Here is a 23,219-nt window from a genome sequence, read left to right as displayed (position 1 = left end):
AAAAGGATCCCATCAGGGATCCTTTTTTTGTTTATGCCGTTAGTCTATCGCGCAACGTGACGTTTACTTAGCGCATTACTTCGAAAATCACTTCGAGCTAAGCACCGAGGCCGGGTTTAGCTTAGCCGCTCGTGAGGCTGGATACCATGTAGCCAGTAGACTTAAAACAATCGCCGTACCTGAAACTACAACGACATCCATCATGTCGAGTTGTGATGGCAAGAAGTCGACAAAGTAGATGTCGCCCGATAAGAACTGATGGTCGATCAGCTTTTCGAGCCCTTTGATAATAGTCGTTAGATTGAGTGCCACTAAGACACCTATCGCACTGCCAATTAAACTTCCTAGTACGCCCGAAAATACGCCCTGCCAAACAAAGATACGTTTAACAAGGCCGTCTGATGCGCCCATGGTTCTTAAAATGGCGATCTCAGAGGCTCTGTCTTTTACTGCCATCATCAGCGTTGAGACAATGTTGAAACAAGCCACGCCAATAACCAATACCATGACTAGATACATGATAGTGCGAACCAATTGAATATCACGATATAAGAAACCAAACTTCTGTTGCCAGCTGCGCAGGTAGACATAAACATCAAGCTGATTACCCACTTCACGCACAATGGAGTTCGCGTTCAAAACATCGGTGACTTTCAAAGAAACTCCAGTAACACCCTCACCTAAGTTGGCATAAACTTGGGCATCACCAAGAGGGATTAAAGCTAAGCTATGATCTATCTGACCGTTAAGCGTCAACAAACCGACCACTTTAACGCGTACACGCTTCGGTGCTTGCACCTTCACTGAACCATTAACAGTAGGAATCATCAAAGTCAGATAGTCACCGACTTTCGCGCCAAGCACATTCGCCACACCAGAACCCAGAATGATCTGTTGTTGCCCCGCTTTAAATTCACTCCAAGCTTGTTTGTCTATGAAACTAGAAAGGCTAGATACCTGCTTCTCAAGTTGAGGATCAACGCCTCTGACTTCAATCGCTTTTAACTCTTTGCCCTTTTCAGCAAGCGCAGTAATTTTAACATAAGGCGCAGCCGCGACGACTTTGTCATTTTTCACCGATTGCTCAATCACATGCTCCCAGCGAGTAACTGGCTCATTCACTCCCTCGAATTCACCATGTGGGATAACAGAAAGCACTCGTGATTGCAGTTCACGCTCAAAGCCATTCATGGCAGATAAGCCAATGATGATCACAGCCACACCAACTGCAATACCAATCGTCGATGACAAAGAGATAAACGACACCATCTTGTCTCGTTGTTTTGCTCGGCTAAATCGGCCGCCAATCAATAAGGATAAAGAAGAAAACACTTAGCTCTCCTCTTTTTCTACGTTGACCAACAATCCGTCTTGCATGTGCAATTGACGATCCATCTTGCCTGCAAGTTCCCCATCATGAGTGACGACCAAAAAGGCAGTGTCGTATTCACGGTTCAACTCACGCATTAAGTCATAAATAGACAGTGCCGTGTTGTGGTCAAGGTTGCCGGTTGGCTCATCAGCCAGCACTAACGCCGGTTTGTTAACCAACGCGCGAGCAATCGCCACACGCTGCCTCTCACCACCAGAAAGCTCTGAAGGTCGGTGGTCAACACGATGACTCAATCCAACTTTATCCAACAGACGTTGCGCTTCTTCTTTTGCTTTAGCTGGCTTTTCACCACCAATAAGCAAAGGCATCGCCACGTTTTCTAACGCTGAAAAGTCTGAAAGAAGATGATGGAATTGATAAACAAACCCAAGATGTTGGTTGCGAAGCTTCGCTTGTTTATTCGAGCTCAAAGACGCTAAATCTTGGTCGAGAAAGCTCACACTTCCCGCTGAAGCATCATCTAGAGCACCTAAGATATGAAGTAAGGTACTTTTACCAGAACCAGAGGTACCAATGATTGCAACCAGCTCACCTTTATCGATTTCGAAGCTGACTCCCTTGAGCACCTCTGTATCTAACGAGCCTTCACGGTACGTTTTACGGATATCATTACATTGAAGAAAATTACTCATAACGAAGGGCCTCAGCAGGTTTCACAGACGATGCACGATAAGAAGGGAACACAGTGGCAATCAAGCTAAGTGCAATAGCCAGAACCACAACAACGGCGATTTGGATTGGGTTAATCATGATTGGCAGTTGCCCACCAAACGAGAACAGAGCAACGCCCATCGCTTCTAAAATAGTATTGAGATTCATGGCTAAAATAACGCCTAATACGCCACCAGATAAAGCACCAATCACGCCGCTACTTGCTCCTTGAACCATGAAAATCCCCATAACTTGACCATCGGTCATGCCTTGGGTTTTAAGAATCGCAACCTCAGATTGCTTCTCCATCACTACCATAATCAACGCTGAGATAATATTGAATGCAGCAACACCAATGATCAGCCCAAGCATCAAACCCATCATGTTTTTTTCCATGCGAACGGCTTGGAATAGTTCACCGCGTTGGTCACGCCAGTCGCTCCATACCCAACCTTCCGGCAGAGGCTGGTTTGATAATTCTGCGACTTCAAATGGGTCATCAAAAAACAGTCGCCAACCTGAAATCGTGTCCGATTTGTAACGCATCAAACGCCCGGCATCTTGGATATCTGTCACCATCAATTGAGCATCGATATCAGAACCTGTATTAAATATACCGGCTACTGTGAAATTTCGTTGGCTTGGAATACGTCCTAGAGGCGTGTATTGACTAGCACTGGTCACCATTAAACGAACTTTGTCACCCATTGATACTTTCAAATTTCTCGCCAAAGTATGACCGAGAAACAACTGATATTGCCCTGCTTTCAGTGAAGACAATCTGCCCGCTATTAAGTGGTTTTGAAGTGGGTCATCCGAATTAGGTTCAATGCCGATCAACAGACCTGCAGATAACTGAGCAGGACTTTGAATTACCGCTTCACTGCGAACAATAGGTTCAACGTGACCATTGAGCGACATTTGCTCTGCAAAATTAGGCGCTTGAGCAGAAAGAGAGGTGATACCGCCTTGCTCATAAACCACCGCTTGAGGAAGGACACCGAGAATCCGGTCTTTTAACTGCGCTTCGAATCCATTCATTACCGATAAAACAGTAACTAAAGACAGCACACCAATAGTGATACCTGCCGTCGACATATAAGAAACAAAACGGCTAAAGCGATCACCTGAACGACCTTTCAAATAGCGCAGGCCAACAAACAACGAAATAGGATGAAACATACTTTGAACCATCTAAAGGGGATGCGGGTTAATGTAACGGGTATTGCTGTTACTGTGTAGGGGTTAATTGAAAATATAGAGTGAATTAACTCAATTAGTTAGGCTTGAAAAACAGAACCTTGTCAAATAGCCAACTTTCAAACAACTATTTGAGACTTTCAATTAACTGACCTTGATTACTGCGGCCACATAGCGATAATCAATAGATCACTTCAAGGAACTAACGCATGACAGAACAAGAGTTTTTCACCGTTCACCACAGCCTCACCGCGAATATTGAACCAATGGACAGCGGCTTCACTTTACCTTCTCAAATTCAATTCGAATCTGAGATCCCTGCCCCGTTTGTCGTGGCAAGTGAATTTAGCCAATTGGATCTATTAGCTGACAGTGCTCGCAACGAACTGAAAAACAGCGACTTGAAGAATGTCATCAGTTTATTAGATGCACAGAACTCTAAATTAAACCTCTTGTTGAGCTTTATGTTATCGCAACAAGATGATGAACAATTTCGTACCCACACGTATTCATTTGGCGCGAGTCAGTTCTCTTGTTTTTCCAAAACAGATATCGAAGCGGGTCGCTTAGTTAAAGCCAAGCTCTTTATCGAGCACCCTGCCGCCGCTATTTACTGCTACGCAGAAGTCTTCGCTAGCGAACCAAAAGATTCAGGCTTCGAAATCAAATTCAAATACGCTCATCTTCGTGATACTGACCAAGACTTGCTGATCAAGGCTGCACTTCATCAACAACAAAAGCTCTTACGTCAACGCTCTCTAGAACGAGATAACAAGTAAATAGACATGACAAAACAATCCATTTTTACACTACCTAAGCTCAAAGGTGCCGGTGATAAAAAACACATCGGCAACCTAGTTGGTTCATCTCTCGCGCTTGCTATCGCTAGACTTGCGGAGCAGCATAACAGCCATACTTTACTTGCAGTGCCCGATCCTCAAATCGCACTCAAGCTTCAATCAGAAATTGAACAGTTTACGTCACATGAAGTGGCACTATTCCCTGATTGGGAGACTCTGCCATACGACAGCTTCTCACCGCACCAAGAGATCATTTCTGATCGTATCGCTCGCCTTTATGCATTGCCAACATTACAAGATGGCATCACGATCGTTCCGATCAGCACGCTACTACAACGTCAGTCGCCACGTGACTTCTTGTTGCAGCACACCTTAATGGTGAAAACGGGCGATCTGTACTCGTTAGAGAAGCTGCGTCTTCAACTTGAAAAATCTGGCTATCGTTACGTAGACCAAGTGTTTGGCCCGGGTGAGTATGCGAGCCGAGGTTCAATTCTCGACTTGTTCCCAATGGGCAGCAAAGACCCGTATCGTATCGACTTCTTCGATGACGAGATCGACACCATCCGTACTTTCGATCCTGAAAATCAGCGCTCTATTGAAGATATCTCTGAGATCCGTTTGCTGCCAGCTCACGAGTTCCCAACCTCTGAAAGTGCTATTGAAGATTTCCGCATTCGCTGGCGCCAACAATTTGATGCGCGCCGTGAACCAGAATCGGTTTATATGCAGGTTTCAAAAGGCACTTGGCCCGCAGGTATTGAATACTGGCAGCCGCTGTTCTTCGACCATACTGAAACCTTGTTTGATTATGTTGCCGATGAAGCGCAAATCCTCGTTCTAGGTGATGTCGAGACCGCGGTAGATTCATTCCTAACAGACGTTTCTCATCGATACGAACAACGCGGTGTTGACCCGTTACGACCACTGCTGAAACCTGAACAACTTTGGCTACAAAAAGACGAACTGTTCGCACATTTCAAACAAAAGCCACAGGTCAATCTGAGCTTAGATTTAATTGAAGAAAAAGCCGGACGTACCAACCTTCCGGTTGTATCTCTGCCTGATCTCAGTGTTCAACATCAGAATAAAGAACCTTTGTCTAACCTAAGAAAGTTCACTGAAGCCTTCGACGGCAAAGTGGTCTTTTCGGTTGAGTCTGAAGGCCGCCGTGAAGCATTGAGTGAATTGCTTCGAGGCATCAAAGTTCGTCCAAGCGAAGTTGAAAACCTCGACGCGGCGATTAAAGGTAAAGATAAATTCAGCCTGATCCTAGGTTCGGCTGAGCATGGTTTTATCCACGAAGAGCAAAACATCGCCCTTGTCTGTGAAAGCGACCTGTTAGGTGATCGCGTTGTACAACGTCGTAAGAAAGACAAGAAAAGCGTTAACAGCGACACTGTCATTCGTCACTTAGCCGAACTTAAACCGGGTCAACCTGTCGTTCACATAGACCACGGTATTGGTCGCTACATCGGCCTGCAAACTCTAGAAGCCGGTGGCATGAAAACCGAATACGTAACGCTTGAGTATCAAAATGATGCCAAGCTCTACGTGCCCGTTGCATCTCTGAACTTAATCGGCCGCTACTCTGGTGGCGCTGAAGATTCCGCACCGCTACACAAACTTGGCGGTGAAGCATGGCAGAAAGCTCGTAAACGAGCGGCTGAAAAAGTACGTGATGTTGCAGCGGAATTACTTGATGTATACGCCAAGCGTGAGCTAAAACCTGGCTACAAATTTGTACTCGATCGTGGCCAGTACGCGACCTTCAAGTCTGGCTTCCCGTTTGAAGAAACGGATGACCAAGCAATGGCCATCAATGCTGTTATGTCGGATATGTGCCAAGCAAAAGCCATGGATCGCTTAGTGTGTGGTGACGTTGGTTTTGGTAAAACCGAAGTCGCGATGCGAGCGGCATTCGTATGTACCGACAACAGCAAACAAGTGGCTGTGTTAGTACCAACAACGCTACTTGCTCAGCAACACTTTGAAAACTTCCGAGACCGTTTCGCAAACCAACCGATACGTGTCGAAGTTCTGTCGCGATTTAAATCAGCTAAAGAACAGAAATTGATCATGCAAGATGTTGCCGACGGTAAGGTCGATATCTTAGTGGGTACTCACAAGCTGCTTTCCAGTGACCTTAAGTTTAAAGACCTTGGCTTGTTAGTCGTTGATGAAGAACACCGCTTCGGTGTGCGCCAAAAAGAGAAAGTGAAGGCGATGCGCGCGGATGTCGATATCCTCACGCTAACCGCGACACCGATTCCGAGAACGTTGAATATGGCAATGAGCGGTATGCGAGATCTTTCCATCATCGCCACACCACCCGCACGACGCTTAGCAATAAAGACTTTTGTTCGCGAGAGTGATGACGCAATAGTCAGAGAAGCGGTACTGCGTGAAATCATGCGTGGTGGTCAAGTTTACTTCCTGCACAACCAAGTCGACACGATTGAAAAGACGGCTGAGTCACTGCAAAAACTGATTCCAGAAGCGCGTGTCACCGTTGCCCATGGTCAGATGCGAGAGCGAGAGCTAGAACGCATCATGAATGACTTCTATCACCAGCGTTTTAACTTGCTAGTGTGTACAACCATCATAGAAACAGGTATCGACGTACCAACGGCAAATACCATATTAATGGACAGAGCCGATAACCTTGGTTTAGCGCAACTGCACCAATTGCGTGGGCGTGTGGGTCGATCTCACCACCAAGCTTATGCCTACTTGCTAACACCTCCCCCGAAAGCAATGACCAAAGATGCCGTCAAGCGATTAGACGCCATTGCTTCCCTTGAAGACTTAGGTGCAGGCTTTACGCTAGCAACCCATGACTTAGAGATTCGTGGTGCAGGTGAACTACTAGGTGATGAACAGAGTGGTCAAATCCAGTCGGTTGGCTTTACGCTTTACATGGAGATGCTTGAACAAGCAGTTGAGGCATTAAAAGAGGGACGAGAGCCATCGCTTGATGACCTACTGCGTGAACAAACTGAAATTGAGATGCGCCTGCCTGCACTGTTGCCTGATGACTACATCCCAGACATCAATACACGTTTGTCTACCTATAAGCGTATTGCGAGCGTGAGTGACACCGACGAATTGGCCGAGTTGAAAGTCGAGCTGATTGATCGCTTCGGCCTTCTACCTGATGCTACCAAGAACTTGTTGTCAGTTTCTGAGCTAAAATTAGCCGCTGCGTCAATCAAAGCGAAGAAAATTGAAGCTCACGATAAAGGTGGATTCTTAGAATTCTACCCAGATGCTGACATAAACCCGGCCTACCTTGTTAAACTGTTGCAATCTCAACCGCAAAAGTTTTCAATGGAAGGACCAACAAAGTTCAAGTTTACGATACCATTGGTCGACAGACGGAAACGAATTCAATTTGTTAGTGATTTATTGGGCGAATTCAGACAGAACTTGCTGCCTTCAGCATAAGACCCAATCCACTTGCACATATAAATTATCCAGCCGATAGATCGGCTGGAAGACGGAGTAAAAATGAAAAGACTGATCCCACTGCTACTATTGTTCGTCTCACTGCCAAGTTTGGCGCAGAGACAATTTGATATAGAAGTGATCATTTTTAAGCGTGCTGTTGAAGCAGAAAAAGTGAATGAATCTTGGCCTAACACACAGCCTAAGATTTCACTTGAGCGCGTTGGTTCATTTCAAGACACCCAATACCGAGCAAAGAAAGGCGTACAAATGCTGCCTTACTCGGAATACAAGTTAACGCCTCAGAAAGACAAACTACGTAAACACGCTGGTTTTGAAGTGCTAATGCATACCGCTTGGCGTCAGGGCGACCAAGGTAAGAGCTCGGCACCTGTATTCCACATTCAAGCAGGTAAAGATTTCTCAAAAGACTTCAACGCTGACGGTTCAGAGAAAGGTGCAGTAACTGCAGCAAATACTGATGGCTTCAAAGAAGAGACCATTGATAAGCCACTGTACGAATTAGACGGCAAGCTGCAAATCTACGTTCAGCATTACCTCTACGCTGAAACAACATTGGATTTAAAAGCACCGAGCGTTCGTGAAGTGACTCTTCAAGAGCAACAAATCGAGCTAGATTCACCAGTAAGTGGCGCCGAAAGCAATGTTCAAGTGGGCAACCTCACTGAGATTTCTCCCACGGTTGAAGTGGAAGAGTTCCTTAAGAGCTACCGCATGGACCAAAAACGTCGTATGCGCAGTACTGAGACTCACTACCTTGATCACCCGCTTCTTGGCATGGTGATTCAAGTTCGACGTGTGGCGCAATAATTAGCATAATAAGAATAGCTCAGTAACTCAGCTATTCTTATATAGAACCGAACTTGATGCATTCAATACGCCCTCCATTGTGAGGGCGTTTTATTAGTACAGGCTATATTCACGCGGTACTTACTTATACGTTACTTGGTACGTCCTATGAGCCCTGACTTTCAGATCAATACACAAAATCTCAGCCTCAAAATTATTGAAGTCTCAAACGCTCAAGAATTTTCGCAGCTAGTTAAGTCCTCCCCGAGTTTATTGCCATGGCTCGACTGGTGCCACGACGAGTTTTCTATCATCGAGGCCGAGAAATTCATTCTGGCGACTCGCTTAAACTGGGTTAAAGCCGAAGCGTTTGGCTTTGGTATCTTCGAGCGAAAAAGCGATAAGTTAGTCGGTATGGTGGCCATTAATGAGCTTTACCACACCTTTAACATGGCAAGTTTAGGTTATTGGGTGGGTGATGAATTTCAAAGAAAAGGGATAGCCAAGGAAGCGATGATTGCCTTATTTGAATTTTGCTTTGCACTGCTCAAGTTAACGCGTTTGGAGATTGTCTGCGATACAGAGAACCTACCCAGCCAAAAGCTGATCGAGAAATGTGGCGCTGAACGTGAAACCATTGCTAAGAATCGCTTTATCTTTAACGGTAAGCCGAGAGATGGCGTGGTTTACTCCGTATTACCTCCAACCTCTTAAGTAGGCTAAAACAACACGTAGTCGACACGATCAAAAAAGAGCTCCGAAGAGCTCTTTTTTATTATCAGCGTAATAACCTTAGAAGGCTTACCTGATTAGTGAAGCTTTAGGTTTGGACGAAGTACACGGTTAATACGACCAACTAACATCATCAGCGATGTTTTAATTAGTCCGTGAAGTGCCATCTGGTGCATACGGTACAAAGAGATGTAAACGATACGAGCAATACGACCCTCAACCATCATCGAACCTTTAGTTAGGTTACCCATCAAGCTACCTACCGTAGAAAATCGGCTCAGCGAAACAAGTGAGCCTTTATCTTTGTAGATGTAATCTTTCAGGTCGCGGCCGTTTAACTTAGCAATGATATTGCTAAACGCACAACTTGCCATCTGGTGAGCCGCTTGTGCACGTGGTGGAACGAATGAACCGTCTGCTTGCGTACATTGCGCTAAGTCACCAATAGCAAAGATATTGTCATCAAGCGTAGTTTGTAGCGTATTTTTCACAACCAACTGGTTGATACGGTTCGTCTCAAGACCACCGATATCTTTCATGAAATCTGGCGCTTTAATGCCTGCAGCCCAAACCATGATTTGTGCTGGGATCTTCTCACCATCTTTAGTCGTTAGGCCGTCAGCATCAGCTTGTGTAACCATTGTAGTCGTACGCACAGTTACACCAAGCTTCGTAAGCTCAGAGTGCGCTGCGCTCGAAATACGAGGAGGTAGGGCTGGAAGAATACGCTCACCCGCTTCAACAAGGTTAACGTTCAGCTTGCTTGAATCTAGATCGCCAAAGCCATAAGTACGAAGCTCTTTAACCGCGTTGTGCAATTCCGCAGAAAGCTCAACACCTGTCGCGCCAGCACCAACAATAGCAATATCTACTGTGCCTTGGCCGTTCTTAGCGTGAAGCTTTAAGAACTGGTTGTTCATTTCTGTACGGAAACGGTGCGCTTGCTCTGGACTATCAAGGAAAATACAGTTGTCGCGAACGCCTGGTGTGTTGAAGTCGTTTGACGTTGAGCCTAGCGCCATCACAAGAATATCGTATTCAAGTTCACGGCTTGGCATAAGCAGTTCACCGTGGTCATCTTTCAGTTCGCTCAGGGCGATCACTTTACGTTCACGATCGATGTCGTTCAGGCTGCCCATTTGGAAATCGAAGTAATGGTTTTTTGCGTGTGCGCGGTAGCTTAACGCATCAACACCCTCGTCCAATGAACCCGTTGCTACTTCATGAAGTAATGGTTTCCATAGGTGGCTTGCTTTACGATCTACCAGAGTAATCTGGGCACGCTTTTTACGACCTAAAGTGCGGCCTAGCTTAGTTGCTAGTTCTAAACCACCAGCTCCACCGCCTACTACGATAATTTTTGTCACAATGACAATCCTCTACAAAATGAATAAATGGGGTTCGGCTCGATTACTCCAACCGATAAATTCTATGTATCTACTCGGCCTTGAATGCGAAGGCTGTTACAAATTGGATTACCGCGAAAAAGAATAACGACAGCTCACCGAGTAGTTAGAGGGGTTACAAGCAACAAACATTGGCTTGCCGCTTTGCTCACTTGGATAAAAAGGTGACTACCTGAGAGGTAGAGCACAAATAATGGGCAAGTTTTATCACTCGCTCTCAATTTTTCTTGATATTTATCAAAATATTTTGCTTGGGAACATTATATATAGCAAAAAGATGACCGCAACAAAAATCCTTACCCACAATGAGGATTCGCGGCGAATTAGTTAACGTTTGCGCAAACTTATCTTTAAATGCTCAAACTCTTCAAAAAATAACTACAACCATTTGATTAATGTTCGGCTCTTGGGTTCAGATGTAAAAAAAGCAGCACTCAATTGAGTGCTGCTTTTATAAAATAACTGGAATAATTAAGCGTTTTTAAACGCTTTCATTGTCTGCAAGTGCTGAGAGATTTTTTTGAACTTATGACTCTCTTTTTCGTCCCAGATGACATCATAATAATCTTCTAACGCGGCAGCTGTTTTGGTATTGTCGTGAATCTCATCTTCACGAGAAAGCACCACTAAACAGCGACCTTTGTTCTTCATACGATATTGAGCAACACACTTAGTCGCGATGTCTTCGTACTCTTCTGGACGGTCAATTCGACCTACCATGTTGTTCTCAGGGTGCAGATTCGGGTTGAACACCACCTGCTTGATACCACATAAAAAACCAATACGTTCAGACCAAAAACCACCTAAGCCTACACCACAAATGATTGGATGCGGGTCATCGGATTGCTCTATCACTTTATGCACTTCTTTTAGCAAATGTTGCATATCGTGTTTTGGATGCAAAGTACTGTAGTTGATGAAACGAACGTCATCATCAATGAATTGCAACTGCAGTATTTTTTCGTGATTGCCCGGGCTAGTTGAGTCGAAGCCATGTAGATAAATAATCATTAGTACCTCCTTGTTGAATATTGGTACGTTTTAATTAATCTAACATGAAAAATAAGGTTTTAAAGGGAACACGAACGAAATTATATTTTTCACTTCCTAAACGTGATCCTAGCTACATAAAGTGTGACTCAGCGCCTCTGCTTCACGCAGATAACTTTCATCTCCCCAGAGCTGATGAGCAAGTAAATACCACAGCATCGCCATCATTTGGCTTCTTGGTAACCATGCTTCTACCCCATCAAGCCAAGGTTGGACATCATGGATGCCTCGCAGCTGACAGTACTTGTTTACGGCTTCAGCAACTGGTAATCCTGCAACAGCAATGGTCAGTGTAAGATCAAGTCTAGGGTCTGCTAATGCTGCATATTCCCAGTCAATAATCTTAATCCCATCGCTATTTCTCACTAAGTTATAACCACCTAAATCAAAATGGCACAAAGACAGGTCAACATTTGTAACACTCGGTGCTACTCGCCACTCTTGGTAAATTTTAGTGCAGGCTTCCGTCTTATGAACAGCATCAAGCTGCAGCCAGTAATGATCGACTCGCGCTGTGAAACTGAACGGTTGGAGCGGCAATCGCGCGGTATTCACCAAATGCACCGAGATCAGAGTCTTCAACAAATCATCAAGCTCTAAGCCTTCGTAAAGCGTCTCACCCGCAATCCATTCAACCAATAAGCCTTGCTCATTAACCACTATTGGACTTGGTCCAATACCTAGACGCTCAATTGCGGAAAGCACTTGATACTCCTCATGACGAGAGATGAAGAAGGCTTTGGTGATGGAAGTGATGGGCCGCCAAACATACGCAGTACCATCAGCATCAACCAACTTCCAACATCGATTGGTCAAACCGCCGGTCAGCGTTTGCGCTCTAACAGGTGGCTCAGAAAAGTATCCATCAAGCGAACTCAAACTGGTATCAAGAAGCTTGGCTTCAGACCAAGAAAAAATTGCCATATTTACTCCCTATAAACGTCTTAACTTCCCTATAAACGTCTTCATTTCCCTACAAAAAAGACACTGACCAAAAGCCAGTGTCTCTTCATAAGCAGCACATCATCCACTGCATTGGCGTGTAACCAAGCTATGTGTGGCCAAGCTATGCGCTGCCAAGACTAAACGCTGTCAAAACTGGCTGCGTTTAGTTGGCAAGTAAGCGAAATTAAAGGCCCAATAGGCTCTTAGATTGTTGCTTACGGATTTCAGTCTCGTCAGCCCATTCAATCAAGCCAGACTCAAGATCCATTAGACGCATCGTCATTTTGTAGTAAACGTCTTCGTCGCTACCGTCTTTCTTAACGATGCTTGATAGGTTGCCGTACAGCATGTATTGAGCACCGACCATTTTACCGAATTGAATTGCTGAGCTTTGGTTTACAAGCTCATCATTGTTTTGGAAGTTCAATTGGTCACGAACAGACTCTACACGGTCCATATCAACGAAACGGAACTTACCAGAGTTCAGCATCTTAGTACTGATAGTGTCCGTGATTGACTCAGTATCGATGTGCTCACTTGTTTTGTTCTTGATTCGCTCTACAAACACGATTGGACGCTGTTCACGAGTAATGTAAGACACAGAACCAGACGCCATCATGCTATCGACCATTTCACCCGCAATCGTTTGAAGGTCAGTTGAACCGAAATCGATTGTCGTGGTTTCTACTGCTTGTGCATCACCGTAGCTTACCTTGTTTGAACAACCGCCTAAAATAACCGCTAAACCTAGTAGCGCAACGACACTCTTTTTCATTTTGTTTCCTCAACTTATCACTGAGTGGGTTTACCCTCACTCTTAAATTCTTGTATTGGCGAATCATTAGATCCGTTTTATCTAACTTACTGCTCTCGGAACTGAACTCTGAACTGAGTCGCTTTCGGGTTTACCGACACTTCCGACAACGAAATACTTTCAAAACCACGAACGATCGCTTGCTTCCAAGGGCCTTGCTTTAGGTTGACCTCAAGCCCGGCATCGTCGTACCAGTAAAAACGATAAAGGATATGTTGATCGCCTTTATAGTTACTGTTTAAACGAACGATTCCGCGCGTATGACCGTCGACCAGATCGGTACGGATATCTTCAACCTGTAAACGGCTGCCCAATACCTTGTCACCAAAGAAAACGTTCTGAGTCAGACTATCGACCCTTACGCCAGCTGTATTATCAGCACAACCAGCCAGAGCCATAACCGCTGCTAAACTCACTAACCACTTTTTCATTACAGCCTCCCTAGCTGTTTATGCCACATTGTTGCATTGTTACCTTGTCGAGAAATCCACACCAAAGTGGTCTGCCCTTCTCGGATATCAAAGTCGTACGTTTTAGCGCCCGCTTCTAGCGTATATTGACCGCTGTTTGCTACGAACGTGCTGCTCTTAATCTCAGCCGGTAGAGATTGCCAACTGCGAGTGTCTGGTTGTTCGGTGAATGTATTCCACACATTGAACAAGATATTACCGACATCGTTGCCTTTGGTCGCTTCTTTACGGATACGGTCTTTAGCGACCACACGTAAAGCCTGACGGATAACAATGCTCGTCATACGTTCAGATAAATCGTTCTGCGCCATCGCGTTTACATCAGTGATCAAATGTTCTTGTAGCGGTTGCCCGCTGATTCGCAAGGCAGAAAAACGCTCCACGTTTTGGCTCGGATAATAGGGCAGTGCCAGAGAGTATATTGCGCCCTGATCGCGACTGTCATAAACAGGTAAATCTAATCGCCAACTGTCCATTGCTTGTACAGCGCTTTGTTCTTGAAGAACAATCACTCGCCCCTCACCTGCGCCAAGCTTAGATGATTGCTTGTAACGCTTTTCCAATGTCGCTAAATCTTGTCGCATCCCTAAACGCGCGGCAGTTGCCATTGTTCTGTCAATAATTTCTTGGTTGTCTGGCATAACAGCCAAAGCACGACGATAGTCAACGTATGCGCTGTTTAAATCATTCGAAGCTTCATAAAGCAGTCCAGACAAAAACATCAAATACGCATTCTGTACCGACTGCAGCTTTTTACCCGCATCAGGATAGTTCGCAAGAATGCTCCCCACATTGGCAGACAACCCCTGCTTCTTCGCATCGCTGGCTGCACGGTCTAACTCAGCTTCACGTTGCTTCTTTGCTTGTTCTTGAACTTGGTTGGCGCGACGCATTTCAATCACCGCACCTTCTAAATCGTTTTTCTTGAGATAATTTAAACCGAGATACAGATGAAGAAACCCCAGCTCATAATCGGCTGGCACATACTCGGTAATATTATCATTCACCGCCAACGCACCCACGCTGGTTGCACTGTCTGAAATCGAGATAACGGCTTTTCTTTGCTGCTCAGTTACCGCCTGATCCGCCACTTCAAACGAAGACTTACTTTCTGGGTATTGCTGATCCAGAAGGTTAATTCTACCTCTTTCAAAGTTATCAAGGATGTCACCCGCAGCGTAATCTGGTAGCTCTTGTTGAGCCTCTGAATAATCTCCAGATTTAACGGCTTGGTAGATCTCTTTGTTTTGCGCGCTGTAATGACTGAACAGGTTTCCTGCAGACATACTTGCACAGCCCACAGTCAACGCCGATAACAGGGCAATGGAAGCGAATCTAAACTGTTGCTTCACTTATCGTCTCCGTGCATGTTTAAAATGCCAACTTTGTTAGGGTCTGTTGACCTTTCGTGGTTAAATTTTGTTCGAGATAGAATCGTTTTAGGCGCGGCAAGGATTATGTAGCCTAGTCATTCTAAGTTAATACTTCTTAACAAAGCATAAAACGATTCTAGCCGAACCCTTCGGGCAGTCTTTGTGGTTCATTTCTACTGCGTTATCAGCTTCTCATGTAGGCTAGCTACACTTCAAAGCCTCTGCCTTGTAGAAATCTCCCACAAAGTGCTGCAAAAATCAGCTCGAAAGATCAACAGACCCTAGTCTCATTGTCAAAACGAAACGTGTTGTAAAAAGGATCTCAAGCCAGTTGAAACCCTACTGATTTAGCTTCTGCCTAGGCGATGCCGACATTCAGACAACAGATAGAACTTAAAGTTGGCATACAAACTACAAATTTTCCAACTAACTACTTGGATTAAGCCACTAATGAGTTCGTTTAAACTAGCTCATTAATAGCGGACCAAGTGGACGGCCACCAACCAAATGCATGTGAATATGGTAAACCTCTTGGCCGCCATGAGAATTGCAGTTCACAATAAGACGGTAGCCATCTTCTGCGATGCCTTCTTCTTTTGCTAACTTGCGAGCCACGGTAAACATGCGCCCCATCATGGCTTCATCTTCTACTTCAACATCATTCGTTGTTGGAATCAGCTTGTTTGGGATGATTAAGATATGGCTTGGCGCGCGAGGGTTGATATCGCGAAATGCCGTTACTAAATCGTCTTGGTATAGTAGATCTGCTGGGATTTCTTTATTGATGATCTTACTAAAAATGGTTTCTTCAGCCATGTTTCTCTCCGATAAAACATTTATTTTTTAATGCTTTGAGTATGCGCTATGCCGCATCAAACCACAATAAACCTGCTTTAAAGCATAATAAAAAACACCGTTCAAATCAAAGAAAACGAGCCTTAGCTCTCAAGAATGGCATGTTGGTTATAACTGAGGGCTATTTTTGACGTGTGCGTCATAAAATGCGTAAACGGAGCTCAATAGAATGCTGATAATTTTGTTAGTTTTACTTTGACCTGACATTAGGTCTGCATTTTTATTTAGGGAGAAAGCCATGAAGGGATCTGTGATCAAGCGTATGTACGCTGGTTTCGCACTGATCATCATCATGTTCGCAGTCACGATAACCATCATGATGAACAGCATGAATCAGATACACAGCAATTTTGAGAGTGTCTCAGAAACCTCACTACCACTTGTCGCGCTTTCAAATCAAACAAGTGTTCAATTGCTTTCTGCTGATAAATCATTCAAAGATTACTTAACCACACAAAACGCTGAACGCATGTCTGCAATGCGTACTGAGTTTGCTGCGTCACAAAACTCGTTTTCAGAAGTTCTCGGAAGTTTAGAAGCGGCAAGCCAAAACAATGTTTCGCTCACTGAACGCATTGCCCAATTAAGAGCAATGGAAGAACGCTACTTCGCTGAAGCTGACGAAGCGATGAACAACTACGTCGCGATGTTTGAAGCTCAAGAGCAAGTACAGAAAGCATCTCGCGATTTCCAACGCTTACATTCAGAGTTAGCTGTTGGCATGAAAGAGTACGTTGCCGACCAAAAAAGCATCTCTGTAAAAGTGATGGCAAAAAGCTACTTCATTAAACTTCAAGATGCTGAAGTGATTACCTCTGATGCGCTAGCTAGTTCTGATGTTGCCTTCGTTCAGAAAGCCGTTAACCAAAACAAAAAGGCCGTTACTCACCTTAACTATGCTTATCGCGGCCTATCCACACAACTGCCAGCACTTAAAAATGTCTTTGATGAATCGGTTCAGAAATTCACCAAAGACGTTGGTCAAAAAGGCGGTGTGTTGGACAAGCACAACAACTACTTGAAAGCGAAACAAGCTCTGTACATCAACATTGCTAACTTAGCCGTAGAAATAGACCAAGCCATGGCTGTTTTAGACTCATTCAACGTAACTGCGGAAGAGCAACTGAACGCTTCACTTGAAGACGCAAGCAGCATCTACGACAAAGGCCTGTTCAATGCGATTGCAATTGGTATTGTTGTCACCGTATTCGCTGCAGCAATTGGTTACCATATTGCACATAGCGTAAGAGAGCCATTAACTCGCATCCTGGGTACATTAGAAGGCCTAACTGAAGGCGATATGACTCAGCGAATCGATATTCGTTATGACAACGAATTCAGCCGAGTGAGTCGTCACATCAACACCTTAGCCGACAACCTACGCAATATTCTGGTGAAACTGAATGACGCTTCAGATGACTTAACGAAGACCGCAAGCGTAAACCAGAAAACCTCTACAGAGACGCAAGCTCAACTGAACAGCCAACGTGAGCAAACGGCAACTGTCGCGACCGCAATGACAGAAATGTCTCATTCTGTACAAGAAGTGGCGAACAGCGCGCAAAGCTCACTTACCATGGTTCAACAAGTAGAATCGGCTTCTGAGTCTGGTCGTCAGATAATGAACACCAACATCAGTACCATTAACCAGCTTGAGGTTCGTCTTACTGAATCTGTTGGTGCTGTAGGTGAGTTGCAGCAGATGAGTAGCCAGATTGGCTCAATCCTCGACGTGATCCGTGGTATTGCAGAACAAACCAACCTACTTGCACTCAACGCGGCAATCGAAGCGGCGCGTGCCGGTGAGCAAGGCCGTGGTTTTGCAGTGGTTGCCGATGAAGTACGCGTGCTAGCACAGAAGACCACTCAATCAACGTCTGAAATCGAGACCATGATCAGCAACCTGCAATCAAGCTCGAAAACAGCAAGCAACGTGATTGAAAGTTGTATGAGCGATATGGACATGTCGGTTCAACAAGCTTCAAGTGCCAACAGTGCGATGGAAGAGATCCAAGCCTTGATTCTAGAGATCAGCCATATGAGTACACACATCTCTCAAGCAGCCGCTGAGCAGAGTGAAACTTCTGGTGATATTGCGCGGAATATAGAAGACATCAACCACATCGCAGATAAGAGTTACCAAGCGATGTCTTCAATTGCTGAGGCAAGCCAAAACCTAACAATTCTCGCAAACCAGCAAGGTGATTTGGTTCATCAGTTCAAGCTATAGATAGCTGAGAAATTGATAGATATTTAGTGAGAATATTGGGACTTCTTACCCAATAGTGATAACTATTTGAACAAGGGCAACTTTTATCAAGGGTTGCCCTTGTTTTTTATGATCTTTGTCATTATATGATTATTAAGGCTTGCTGCTTCCCGTTTTTTCTTTCACCTTTATGAGCGAGCCGCTATTAAGGAATTTATATGGCTGTTCATGTTGGCATTATCGATCAAGATCCCATTCGCTTGATCACCCCACTACTCGATAACCGAACGATCAGCACTCACATCGTGTTCATCGGTGACAAGAATCAAGTCAGTATTTACCAACGCTTAGACAGCGTTTTGCAAAAACGCGACATTACGAGTGAATTTTTCGAGATTCCAACCCTCGTAAATACATCCGCGATTAAAGAGTCTATCCAAAACCTTGCCGAAGACCTCAAAGCTCGTGGTGAAGAAGTGAAACTCAATGCAAGTTGTGGCCTTCGTCACCGCCTACTTTCTGTCTACGAAGTATTTCGTACTTACCACTGGCCAATCTTTGTTGTTGAACCAAACAGTGACAAGCTGTGCTGGCTTTACCCGAATGGCAAAGAAGACGCACAAGTTCAAGACCGAATCACTATCGACGACTACCTGACTGTGTTCGGCGCTCGTGGTGAATTCAGCGATGTACAACTGTCTCCGCAACTTGATCAAAAGCTTTATGAGCTGGGAGAACGCTGGGCAAGTAATGCACTAGAACTCGGTCCAGGCCTCGCTACATTGAACTACCTTGCAACGACCTGCCGCAAAGAACAGAGGCTTGATGTAGGGTTGTCAGAGAAACAACAAGGCTATCGCGAGCTAAACATGCTGTTGAGCGATTTGGTTGAAGCTAAGATCGCCACTTATGACAATGGTATTTTGACGTTTGCCAATGAAGACGCACGACGCTTCTCAAACGGCGAATGGCTTGAAACATTGGTTCATAGCACAGTTAAGCAGATCCAAGATGACATGCCGACCATTCAAGATCGCTCTTTGAATGTTCAGGTTTATCGTCAACTCGGTGAGCGCGAGGTACGTAATGAGCTTGATGTTGCTTCTGTAGTGAACAATAAGCTGCACATCATCGAGTGTAAGACCAAAGGTATGCGTGATGATGGCGATGATACCTTGTACAAGTTGGAATCGCTTAGAGACCTTTTGGGTGGCTTACAAGCACGTGCAATGTTAGTGAGTTTCCGCCCTCTTCGTCATAACGACATCACACGAGCAGAAGATCTTGGCCTTGCATTGATTGGCCCTGACGAATTAAAAGATCTTAAAACACACCTAGCGGCATGGTTTACCGCCGCCGGTGGTGATGAAGATTTAGAGTGCTAAAAGCCAATAGACTCTTGAGAGCTGAACGCTCTTAAGTAAATCTAAAAAGGCGAATGACTATTGAGTCACTCGCCTTTTTTTCTCCAGCTATTCGTCTGTTTTGCTCTATTTTCATCTTTCAACTATCTATGCCTTTAATTTCTTTGCCTCATAAAAAATGGCCGCATCATTCGATGCGGCCATTTTTAAATCTTGGAAACAGACTTAAAGCACTTTAAGACTAAAAGTATTTTTACAACTTAAAGCATTTTACGAGCAGCTTCTACAACCACTTTGATTGAACGAGCTTCTGTTACTTTTAGTGTTTCGTGATCAGGCGTCTCTTTTTGAGTACGGTTGATGATTACACCAGCAACACAACCCGCTTTAAGACCAGAACTTGCACACATAGTTAGAAGCGTTGCAGATTCCATTTCGAAGTTTAGAACGCCCATGTCTTGCCATTCTTGCATAGAGCCTTGGAAACGCTTAACAACGCGACCAGAGAACGTGTCGTAACGCTCTTGACCTGGGTAGAACGTATCACTTGAAGCCGTTACGCCCATGTGAACTGTTGCACCTGATTCATCAACTGCCGCTTTCATTGCTGTTGCAACTTCGAAGTCAGCAACTGCTGGGAACTCCATTGGAGCAAAGTGCAGGCTAGCGCCGTCTAGACGAACAGAACCTGTAGAAACAATCATGTCACCCACGTTTACGTGTGGTTGGATAGCACCAGTAGTACCAACACGAAGGAAAGTGCGAACACCAAGTTGAGCAAGCTCTTCAACTGCGATAGAAGTAGATGGACCACCGATACCTGTTGAACATACAACAACTGGCTTGCCGTCTAGCTCTGCGCGGTAAAGCGTGTATTCACGGTGACTAGCAAGAAATACAGGATTCTCCATCTCTTCGGCAATTTTTTGCACACGAGCAGGATCACCAGGAATGATCGCAAGAGTAGCACCGTTAAGATCTGCTTCAGTAACACCTAAATGGAAAACAGCTTGAGACATAGTTCGCTCCTTTTGGCTTATTGGGCTTTGTTAACCCTTATTTAAGCTCATAGTAAATTCGTGGGGTACGAACACACTCTAACCAAGCTCATTACAAAATGAAGTGACGAGCGTCACACCAATGATCGCAACAAGATTTCAAGTTTCACGAAAAACCGATTGGCATCACAAAAATAAGCAATCCATACGCCTACGTTGCATACTAATGAGACAAAAAACGCCTTTAGCTTATTAAGACTAAAGGCGTTTATTTGCATCAAAATAGTGAATATTAGCGAGAAGTGCTTAATCCGCTTTTGATTTGAATCGAAGCAAACGCAGAGCGTTGAGTGTCACCAAAGCTGTTGCGCCACTATCCGCTAAGACTGCCACCCATAAACCGGTAATACCCAGTAAGCTTGTCACCAAGAACACGCCTTTCAAACCGAGTGCAAGTGCGACGTTTTGACGGATGTTATTCATGGTCGCTTGCGACAGTTCAATCATCGCAGGGAGTTCTGTTAAGCGATTATGAGTCAGAGCTGAGTCAGCCGTTTCCAACGCCACATCTGTGCCACCGCCCATTGCGATACCTACATTTGCTGTTTTCATAGCCGGCGCATCGTTGATGCCATCGCCCACCATGGCCACGTGTGACTGCTGAGATAACTGTTCAACGTAAGACACCTTATCGCTTGGCAATAGGCTTGCTTTATACTGCATACCAATCTTGCTGCTGATCGCTGCCGCGCTTCGCGGGTTATCCCCAGTAAGCATGATAGATTGAATTCCCAAGTCATTGAGTCGTTCAATCGCAAGCTTAGCGTCACTACGTAACGTGTCTTGCCAAGCAATCAGACCAATCACAGTCGCAGCTTGCTCGATTGATTCTTCTTGATCTTTAAGCTCAAGAGCAACCACAACCGTCTTGCCCTCGCCTTCTAATGCCTCAACCTGAGAAACAACATCGGCACCAAGATCGAACGTCACCTTAGAAGGCGATAGAACCTGATACTTAATTCCGTCGACATCGCCTTCAACACCACTACCGATCAGCGCAGTCTTGTTGTGTGATTCAGGAATCTCAATATTCAGTTCTTTCACTTTAGCAACTAGCGACTGCGCCAATGGGTGAGTAGAACCCACTTCAATTGCTCCAACCACACGAAGCATCGCATCTTGTTGCCAACCCGATAGAGGCTGAATGTCCGTAACCTGAGGCTTACCTTCAGTCAGTGTGCCCGTCTTATCGAAGGCAATAGTTTGAATTTTACCAAGCTGCTCCAGTGCTGCGCCGCCTTTAATTAGCGCACCACGTTTCGCGGCGGCTGCCAAACCAGACGTAATCGCGGCTGGAGTCGAGATAACCAACGCACACGGACAAGCAATCAACAATAGCGCTAAACCACGATAGACCCACGTTTCCCACGGCTGGGCGAACAGCAATGGTGGTGTGATGATGACTAAAAGAGCAACCAACATCATTAACGGTGTATACCAGCGACTGAACTTATCGAGGAATCGCTCGAGTGGCGCTTTGCGAGATTCTGCTTCTTCAATCAGGTGAAGAATACGGTCGATCGCGTTCTCACCCTGTTTTGAAGTGATGGTAATGCGCACCACTTTATCGACCACCACAGCGCCAGCCATGATGCTATTGCCTTCGATATGTTCAACAGGAACAGATTCACCGGTTAACGCACTTTCATCAAAGCTTGCTGCGTCGGTAATCAGTTTGCCATCAGCAGGTAAACGAGAGCCCGCCGCCACTTCAATCACATCACCGGGAACCAGTTCACTGACTGCAACTTCGACACGCTCGTCGTTGACAATCTTAGTCGCGTTTTCTGGTACCAATGCCATTAGCGCTTGAACGCCACTTCTTGCTCTTGATGAAGCAAACGCTTCTAAGCGCTCACCAATCAAAAACAACAGTAAAACCATCGCCGCTTCCGCGGTTTCGCCCAGATACAAGGCACCCAGCGCGGCAACACTCATTAGAGTTTCTATTGCGAAAGGTGTACCTGAACGTGCCAACTGAACCGCTTTCTTAGCAACCGGATATAATCCGAGTAGACAGGTTGCGGTAAATAAGCCTTCACTTAATTGAGGATATGTACTTTTCAGAAGCGCAGCGAACAGCATTGCCGCTGCAATCGCGATAATCTGAAAATTAGGTTGGATGTACGCTTGCCAAAAAGTCTCAGGTTGTTGTTTTTCTTTCTTAGAACCGACTTCCGAAAGAGGGAAGCCCGTTTTGATAGAGACCTGTTCAATGGTGTCGGCAAGACTTTCATTATCGAATTTAACAACCAGTTTTTCGGTAGCAAAGAGAACCTTCGCTTGAATAACACCGTCAATATTACTGATCGCGTTTTCTATTTTTCTTGCACAAGCTGGGCAGTCCATTCCGGCAACCAGCCAACTTTTGGAAAATTGGGCGTTAAGAGACTCAGTTAAGGGCAGCCGGTCTTCTTCTCCACTGTCTGAACCACAACAATCATCTGCTGATGCAGAAGCCGTCGTAGAACTACAGCATGATGAAGTACCCGCTGCCGTGATGCTGGAAATTTTAGGACTGGAACAGCTTGCTTCTACCGCTTGAGGTTGAACGTCCACTTTTGTTGAGCGGCACGCTGCATGTTTTGCGCACATAATGTATCTCCTTAATACTCAAAAGCCTTGAGGTTGTTGCCGGCTAA

Annotated in this window: 18 protein-coding genes; 6 read left to right on the top strand and 12 right to left on the bottom strand. The window is 45.1% G+C overall.

What is annotated here, in order from left to right; all coding sequences use genetic code 11:
• Nucleotides 1-87: 87 nt before the first annotated feature.
• From lolE to lolC, 3 genes are read right to left on the bottom strand one after another with little or no spacing between them, the layout of a single operon-like run.
• The gene (gene lolE / locus DUN60_RS03775; RefSeq protein WP_102551560.1) at nt 88-1,332 is read right to left on the bottom strand and encodes a lipoprotein-releasing ABC transporter permease subunit LolE; all 1,245 of its coding nucleotides are present in this window, start codon (nt 1,330-1,332) and stop codon (nt 88-90) included.
• Entirely contained in the window at nt 1,333-2,025 is a 693-nt protein-coding gene (gene lolD / locus DUN60_RS03770; protein WP_017073299.1) for a lipoprotein-releasing ABC transporter ATP-binding protein LolD, read from the bottom strand.
• Nucleotides 2,018-3,226, bottom strand: coding sequence for a lipoprotein-releasing ABC transporter permease subunit LolC (lolC, locus tag DUN60_RS03765; protein ID WP_162808206.1), 1,209 nt, complete (start codon nt 3,224-3,226; stop codon nt 2,018-2,020). Before lolC ends, lolD begins: the two co-directional genes overlap by 8 nt.
• A gap of 227 nt (nt 3,227-3,453) precedes the next feature.
• On the opposite strand from lolC, the gene DUN60_RS03760 reads away from it, so the two are divergent.
• The 4 genes from DUN60_RS03760 (at nt 3,454) to DUN60_RS03745 (ending at nt 9,015) form a co-directional block, all read left to right on the top strand.
• Nucleotides 3,454-4,023 (top strand): hypothetical protein, encoded by a 570-nt coding sequence (locus DUN60_RS03760; protein WP_004736257.1) that lies wholly within the window; start codon nt 3,454-3,456, stop codon nt 4,021-4,023.
• A 6-nt stretch (nt 4,024-4,029) separates the two neighbouring features.
• Nucleotides 4,030-7,491, top strand: a complete 3,462-nt coding sequence (gene mfd, locus DUN60_RS03755) for a transcription-repair coupling factor (RefSeq protein ID WP_114633211.1) — start codon at nt 4,030-4,032, stop codon at nt 7,489-7,491.
• A 63-nt stretch (nt 7,492-7,554) separates the two neighbouring features.
• Complete coding sequence (locus DUN60_RS03750; RefSeq protein WP_114633210.1) at nt 7,555-8,322, top strand: peptidoglycan binding protein CsiV; 768 nt, start codon at nt 7,555-7,557, stop codon at nt 8,320-8,322.
• A gap of 147 nt (nt 8,323-8,469) precedes the next feature.
• Nucleotides 8,470-9,015, top strand: coding sequence for a GNAT family N-acetyltransferase (locus DUN60_RS03745; protein ID WP_114633209.1), 546 nt, complete (start codon nt 8,470-8,472; stop codon nt 9,013-9,015).
• Nucleotides 9,016-9,110: 95 nt separating this feature from the next.
• On the opposite strand, the gene DUN60_RS03740 is transcribed toward DUN60_RS03745, so the two are convergent.
• The 7 genes from DUN60_RS03740 to hinT all read right to left on the bottom strand — a co-directional run bounded on the left by DUN60_RS03740 (nt 9,111) and on the right by hinT (nt 15,907).
• Complete coding sequence (locus DUN60_RS03740; RefSeq protein ID WP_004736261.1) at nt 9,111-10,400, bottom strand: NAD(P)/FAD-dependent oxidoreductase; 1,290 nt, start codon at nt 10,398-10,400, stop codon at nt 9,111-9,113.
• A gap of 510 nt (nt 10,401-10,910) precedes the next feature.
• Nucleotides 10,911-11,450: an alpha/beta hydrolase YcfP gene (gene ycfP / locus DUN60_RS03735; RefSeq protein WP_017093527.1), complete on the bottom strand. Its 540-nt coding sequence runs from the start codon at nt 11,448-11,450 to the stop codon at nt 10,911-10,913.
• 108 nt (nt 11,451-11,558) lie between these two features.
• Nucleotides 11,559-12,413, bottom strand: a complete 855-nt coding sequence (locus DUN60_RS03730) for a phosphotransferase (RefSeq protein WP_065205568.1) — start codon at nt 12,411-12,413, stop codon at nt 11,559-11,561.
• A gap of 205 nt (nt 12,414-12,618) precedes the next feature.
• Entirely contained in the window at nt 12,619-13,209 is a 591-nt protein-coding gene (gene lpoB / locus DUN60_RS03725) for a penicillin-binding protein activator LpoB (RefSeq protein ID WP_004736264.1), read from the bottom strand.
• Between the two features lie 86 nt (nt 13,210-13,295).
• The gene (locus tag DUN60_RS03720; RefSeq protein WP_017060222.1) at nt 13,296-13,679 is read right to left on the bottom strand and encodes a YcfL family putative periplasmic lipoprotein; all 384 of its coding nucleotides are present in this window, start codon (nt 13,677-13,679) and stop codon (nt 13,296-13,298) included.
• On the bottom strand, nt 13,679-15,070 hold the full coding sequence (locus DUN60_RS03715; RefSeq protein ID WP_054541057.1) for a COG3014 family protein: 1,392 nt from the start codon (nt 15,068-15,070) through the stop codon (nt 13,679-13,681). The genes DUN60_RS03720 and DUN60_RS03715 overlap by 1 nt, the downstream gene beginning before the upstream one ends.
• A gap of 486 nt (nt 15,071-15,556) precedes the next feature.
• Nucleotides 15,557-15,907 carry a purine nucleoside phosphoramidase gene (gene hinT / locus DUN60_RS03710; RefSeq protein ID WP_004736268.1) on the bottom strand — a complete coding sequence of 117 codons (351 nt, stop codon included), beginning with the start codon at nt 15,905-15,907 and terminating at the stop codon, nt 15,557-15,559.
• Nucleotides 15,908-16,184: 277 nt separating this feature from the next.
• Here hinT and DUN60_RS03705 point away from each other — a divergent pair, with 277 nt between their 5' ends.
• On the top strand, nt 16,185-18,176 hold the full coding sequence (locus tag DUN60_RS03705; RefSeq protein ID WP_054546680.1) for a methyl-accepting chemotaxis protein: 1,992 nt from the start codon (nt 16,185-16,187) through the stop codon (nt 18,174-18,176).
• A gap of 197 nt (nt 18,177-18,373) precedes the next feature.
• A complete protein-coding gene (locus DUN60_RS03700; protein WP_004736271.1) occupies nt 18,374-19,540 on the top strand; it encodes a DUF1887 family protein in 1,167 nt (388 codons plus the stop codon).
• Nucleotides 19,541-19,779: 239 nt separating this feature from the next.
• On the opposite strand, the gene udp is transcribed toward DUN60_RS03700, so the two are convergent.
• Together udp and DUN60_RS03690 are read right to left on the bottom strand one after the other, a co-directional pair.
• The gene (gene udp / locus DUN60_RS03695; protein ID WP_004736272.1) at nt 19,780-20,538 is read right to left on the bottom strand and encodes a uridine phosphorylase; all 759 of its coding nucleotides are present in this window, start codon (nt 20,536-20,538) and stop codon (nt 19,780-19,782) included.
• 285 nt (nt 20,539-20,823) lie between these two features.
• Complete coding sequence (locus DUN60_RS03690) at nt 20,824-23,172, bottom strand: zinc/cadmium/mercury/lead-transporting ATPase (RefSeq protein WP_114633208.1); 2,349 nt, start codon at nt 23,170-23,172, stop codon at nt 20,824-20,826.
• Between the last annotated feature and the right edge of the window lie 47 nt (nt 23,173-23,219).

The sequence above is a fragment of the Vibrio splendidus genome, assembly GCF_003345295.1.
Taxonomy (GTDB): domain Bacteria; phylum Pseudomonadota; class Gammaproteobacteria; order Enterobacterales; family Vibrionaceae; genus Vibrio; species Vibrio splendidus_K.
The sequence above is the reverse complement of the archived record's forward strand: the minus strand, read 5'-3'. Positions and strand labels throughout refer to the sequence as shown.

Bases quoted from the DNA above. Each gene is read 5' to 3' on its own strand.
- lolD (WP_017073299.1), bottom strand. From the start codon at position 2,025: ATGAGTAATTTTCTTCAATGTAATGATATCCGTAAAACGTACCGTGAA.
- lolC (WP_162808206.1), bottom strand. From the start codon at position 3,226: ATGTTTCATCCTATTTCGTTGTTTGTTGGCCTGCGCTATTTGAAAGGT.
- DUN60_RS03760 (WP_004736257.1), top strand. From the start codon at position 3,454: ATGACAGAACAAGAGTTTTTCACCGTTCACCACAGCCTCACCGCGAAT.
- mfd (WP_114633211.1), top strand. From the start codon at position 4,030: ATGACAAAACAATCCATTTTTACACTACCTAAGCTCAAAGGTGCCGGT.
- DUN60_RS03750 (WP_114633210.1), top strand. From the start codon at position 7,555: ATGAAAAGACTGATCCCACTGCTACTATTGTTCGTCTCACTGCCAAGT.
- DUN60_RS03745 (WP_114633209.1), top strand. From the start codon at position 8,470: ATGAGCCCTGACTTTCAGATCAATACACAAAATCTCAGCCTCAAAATT.
- ycfP (WP_017093527.1), bottom strand. From the start codon at position 11,450: ATGATTATTTATCTACATGGCTTCGACTCAACTAGCCCGGGCAATCAC.
- DUN60_RS03730 (WP_065205568.1), bottom strand. From the start codon at position 12,413: ATGGCAATTTTTTCTTGGTCTGAAGCCAAGCTTCTTGATACCAGTTTG.
- lpoB (WP_004736264.1), bottom strand. From the start codon at position 13,209: ATGAAAAAGAGTGTCGTTGCGCTACTAGGTTTAGCGGTTATTTTAGGC.
- DUN60_RS03720 (WP_017060222.1), bottom strand. From the start codon at position 13,679: ATGAAAAAGTGGTTAGTGAGTTTAGCAGCGGTTATGGCTCTGGCTGGT.
- hinT (WP_004736268.1), bottom strand. From the start codon at position 15,907: ATGGCTGAAGAAACCATTTTTAGTAAGATCATCAATAAAGAAATCCCA.
- DUN60_RS03705 (WP_054546680.1), top strand. From the start codon at position 16,185: ATGAAGGGATCTGTGATCAAGCGTATGTACGCTGGTTTCGCACTGATC.
- DUN60_RS03700 (WP_004736271.1), top strand. From the start codon at position 18,374: ATGGCTGTTCATGTTGGCATTATCGATCAAGATCCCATTCGCTTGATC.
- udp (WP_004736272.1), bottom strand. From the start codon at position 20,538: ATGTCTCAAGCTGTTTTCCATTTAGGTGTTACTGAAGCAGATCTTAAC.
- DUN60_RS03690 (WP_114633208.1), bottom strand. From the start codon at position 23,172: ATGTGCGCAAAACATGCAGCGTGCCGCTCAACAAAAGTGGACGTTCAA.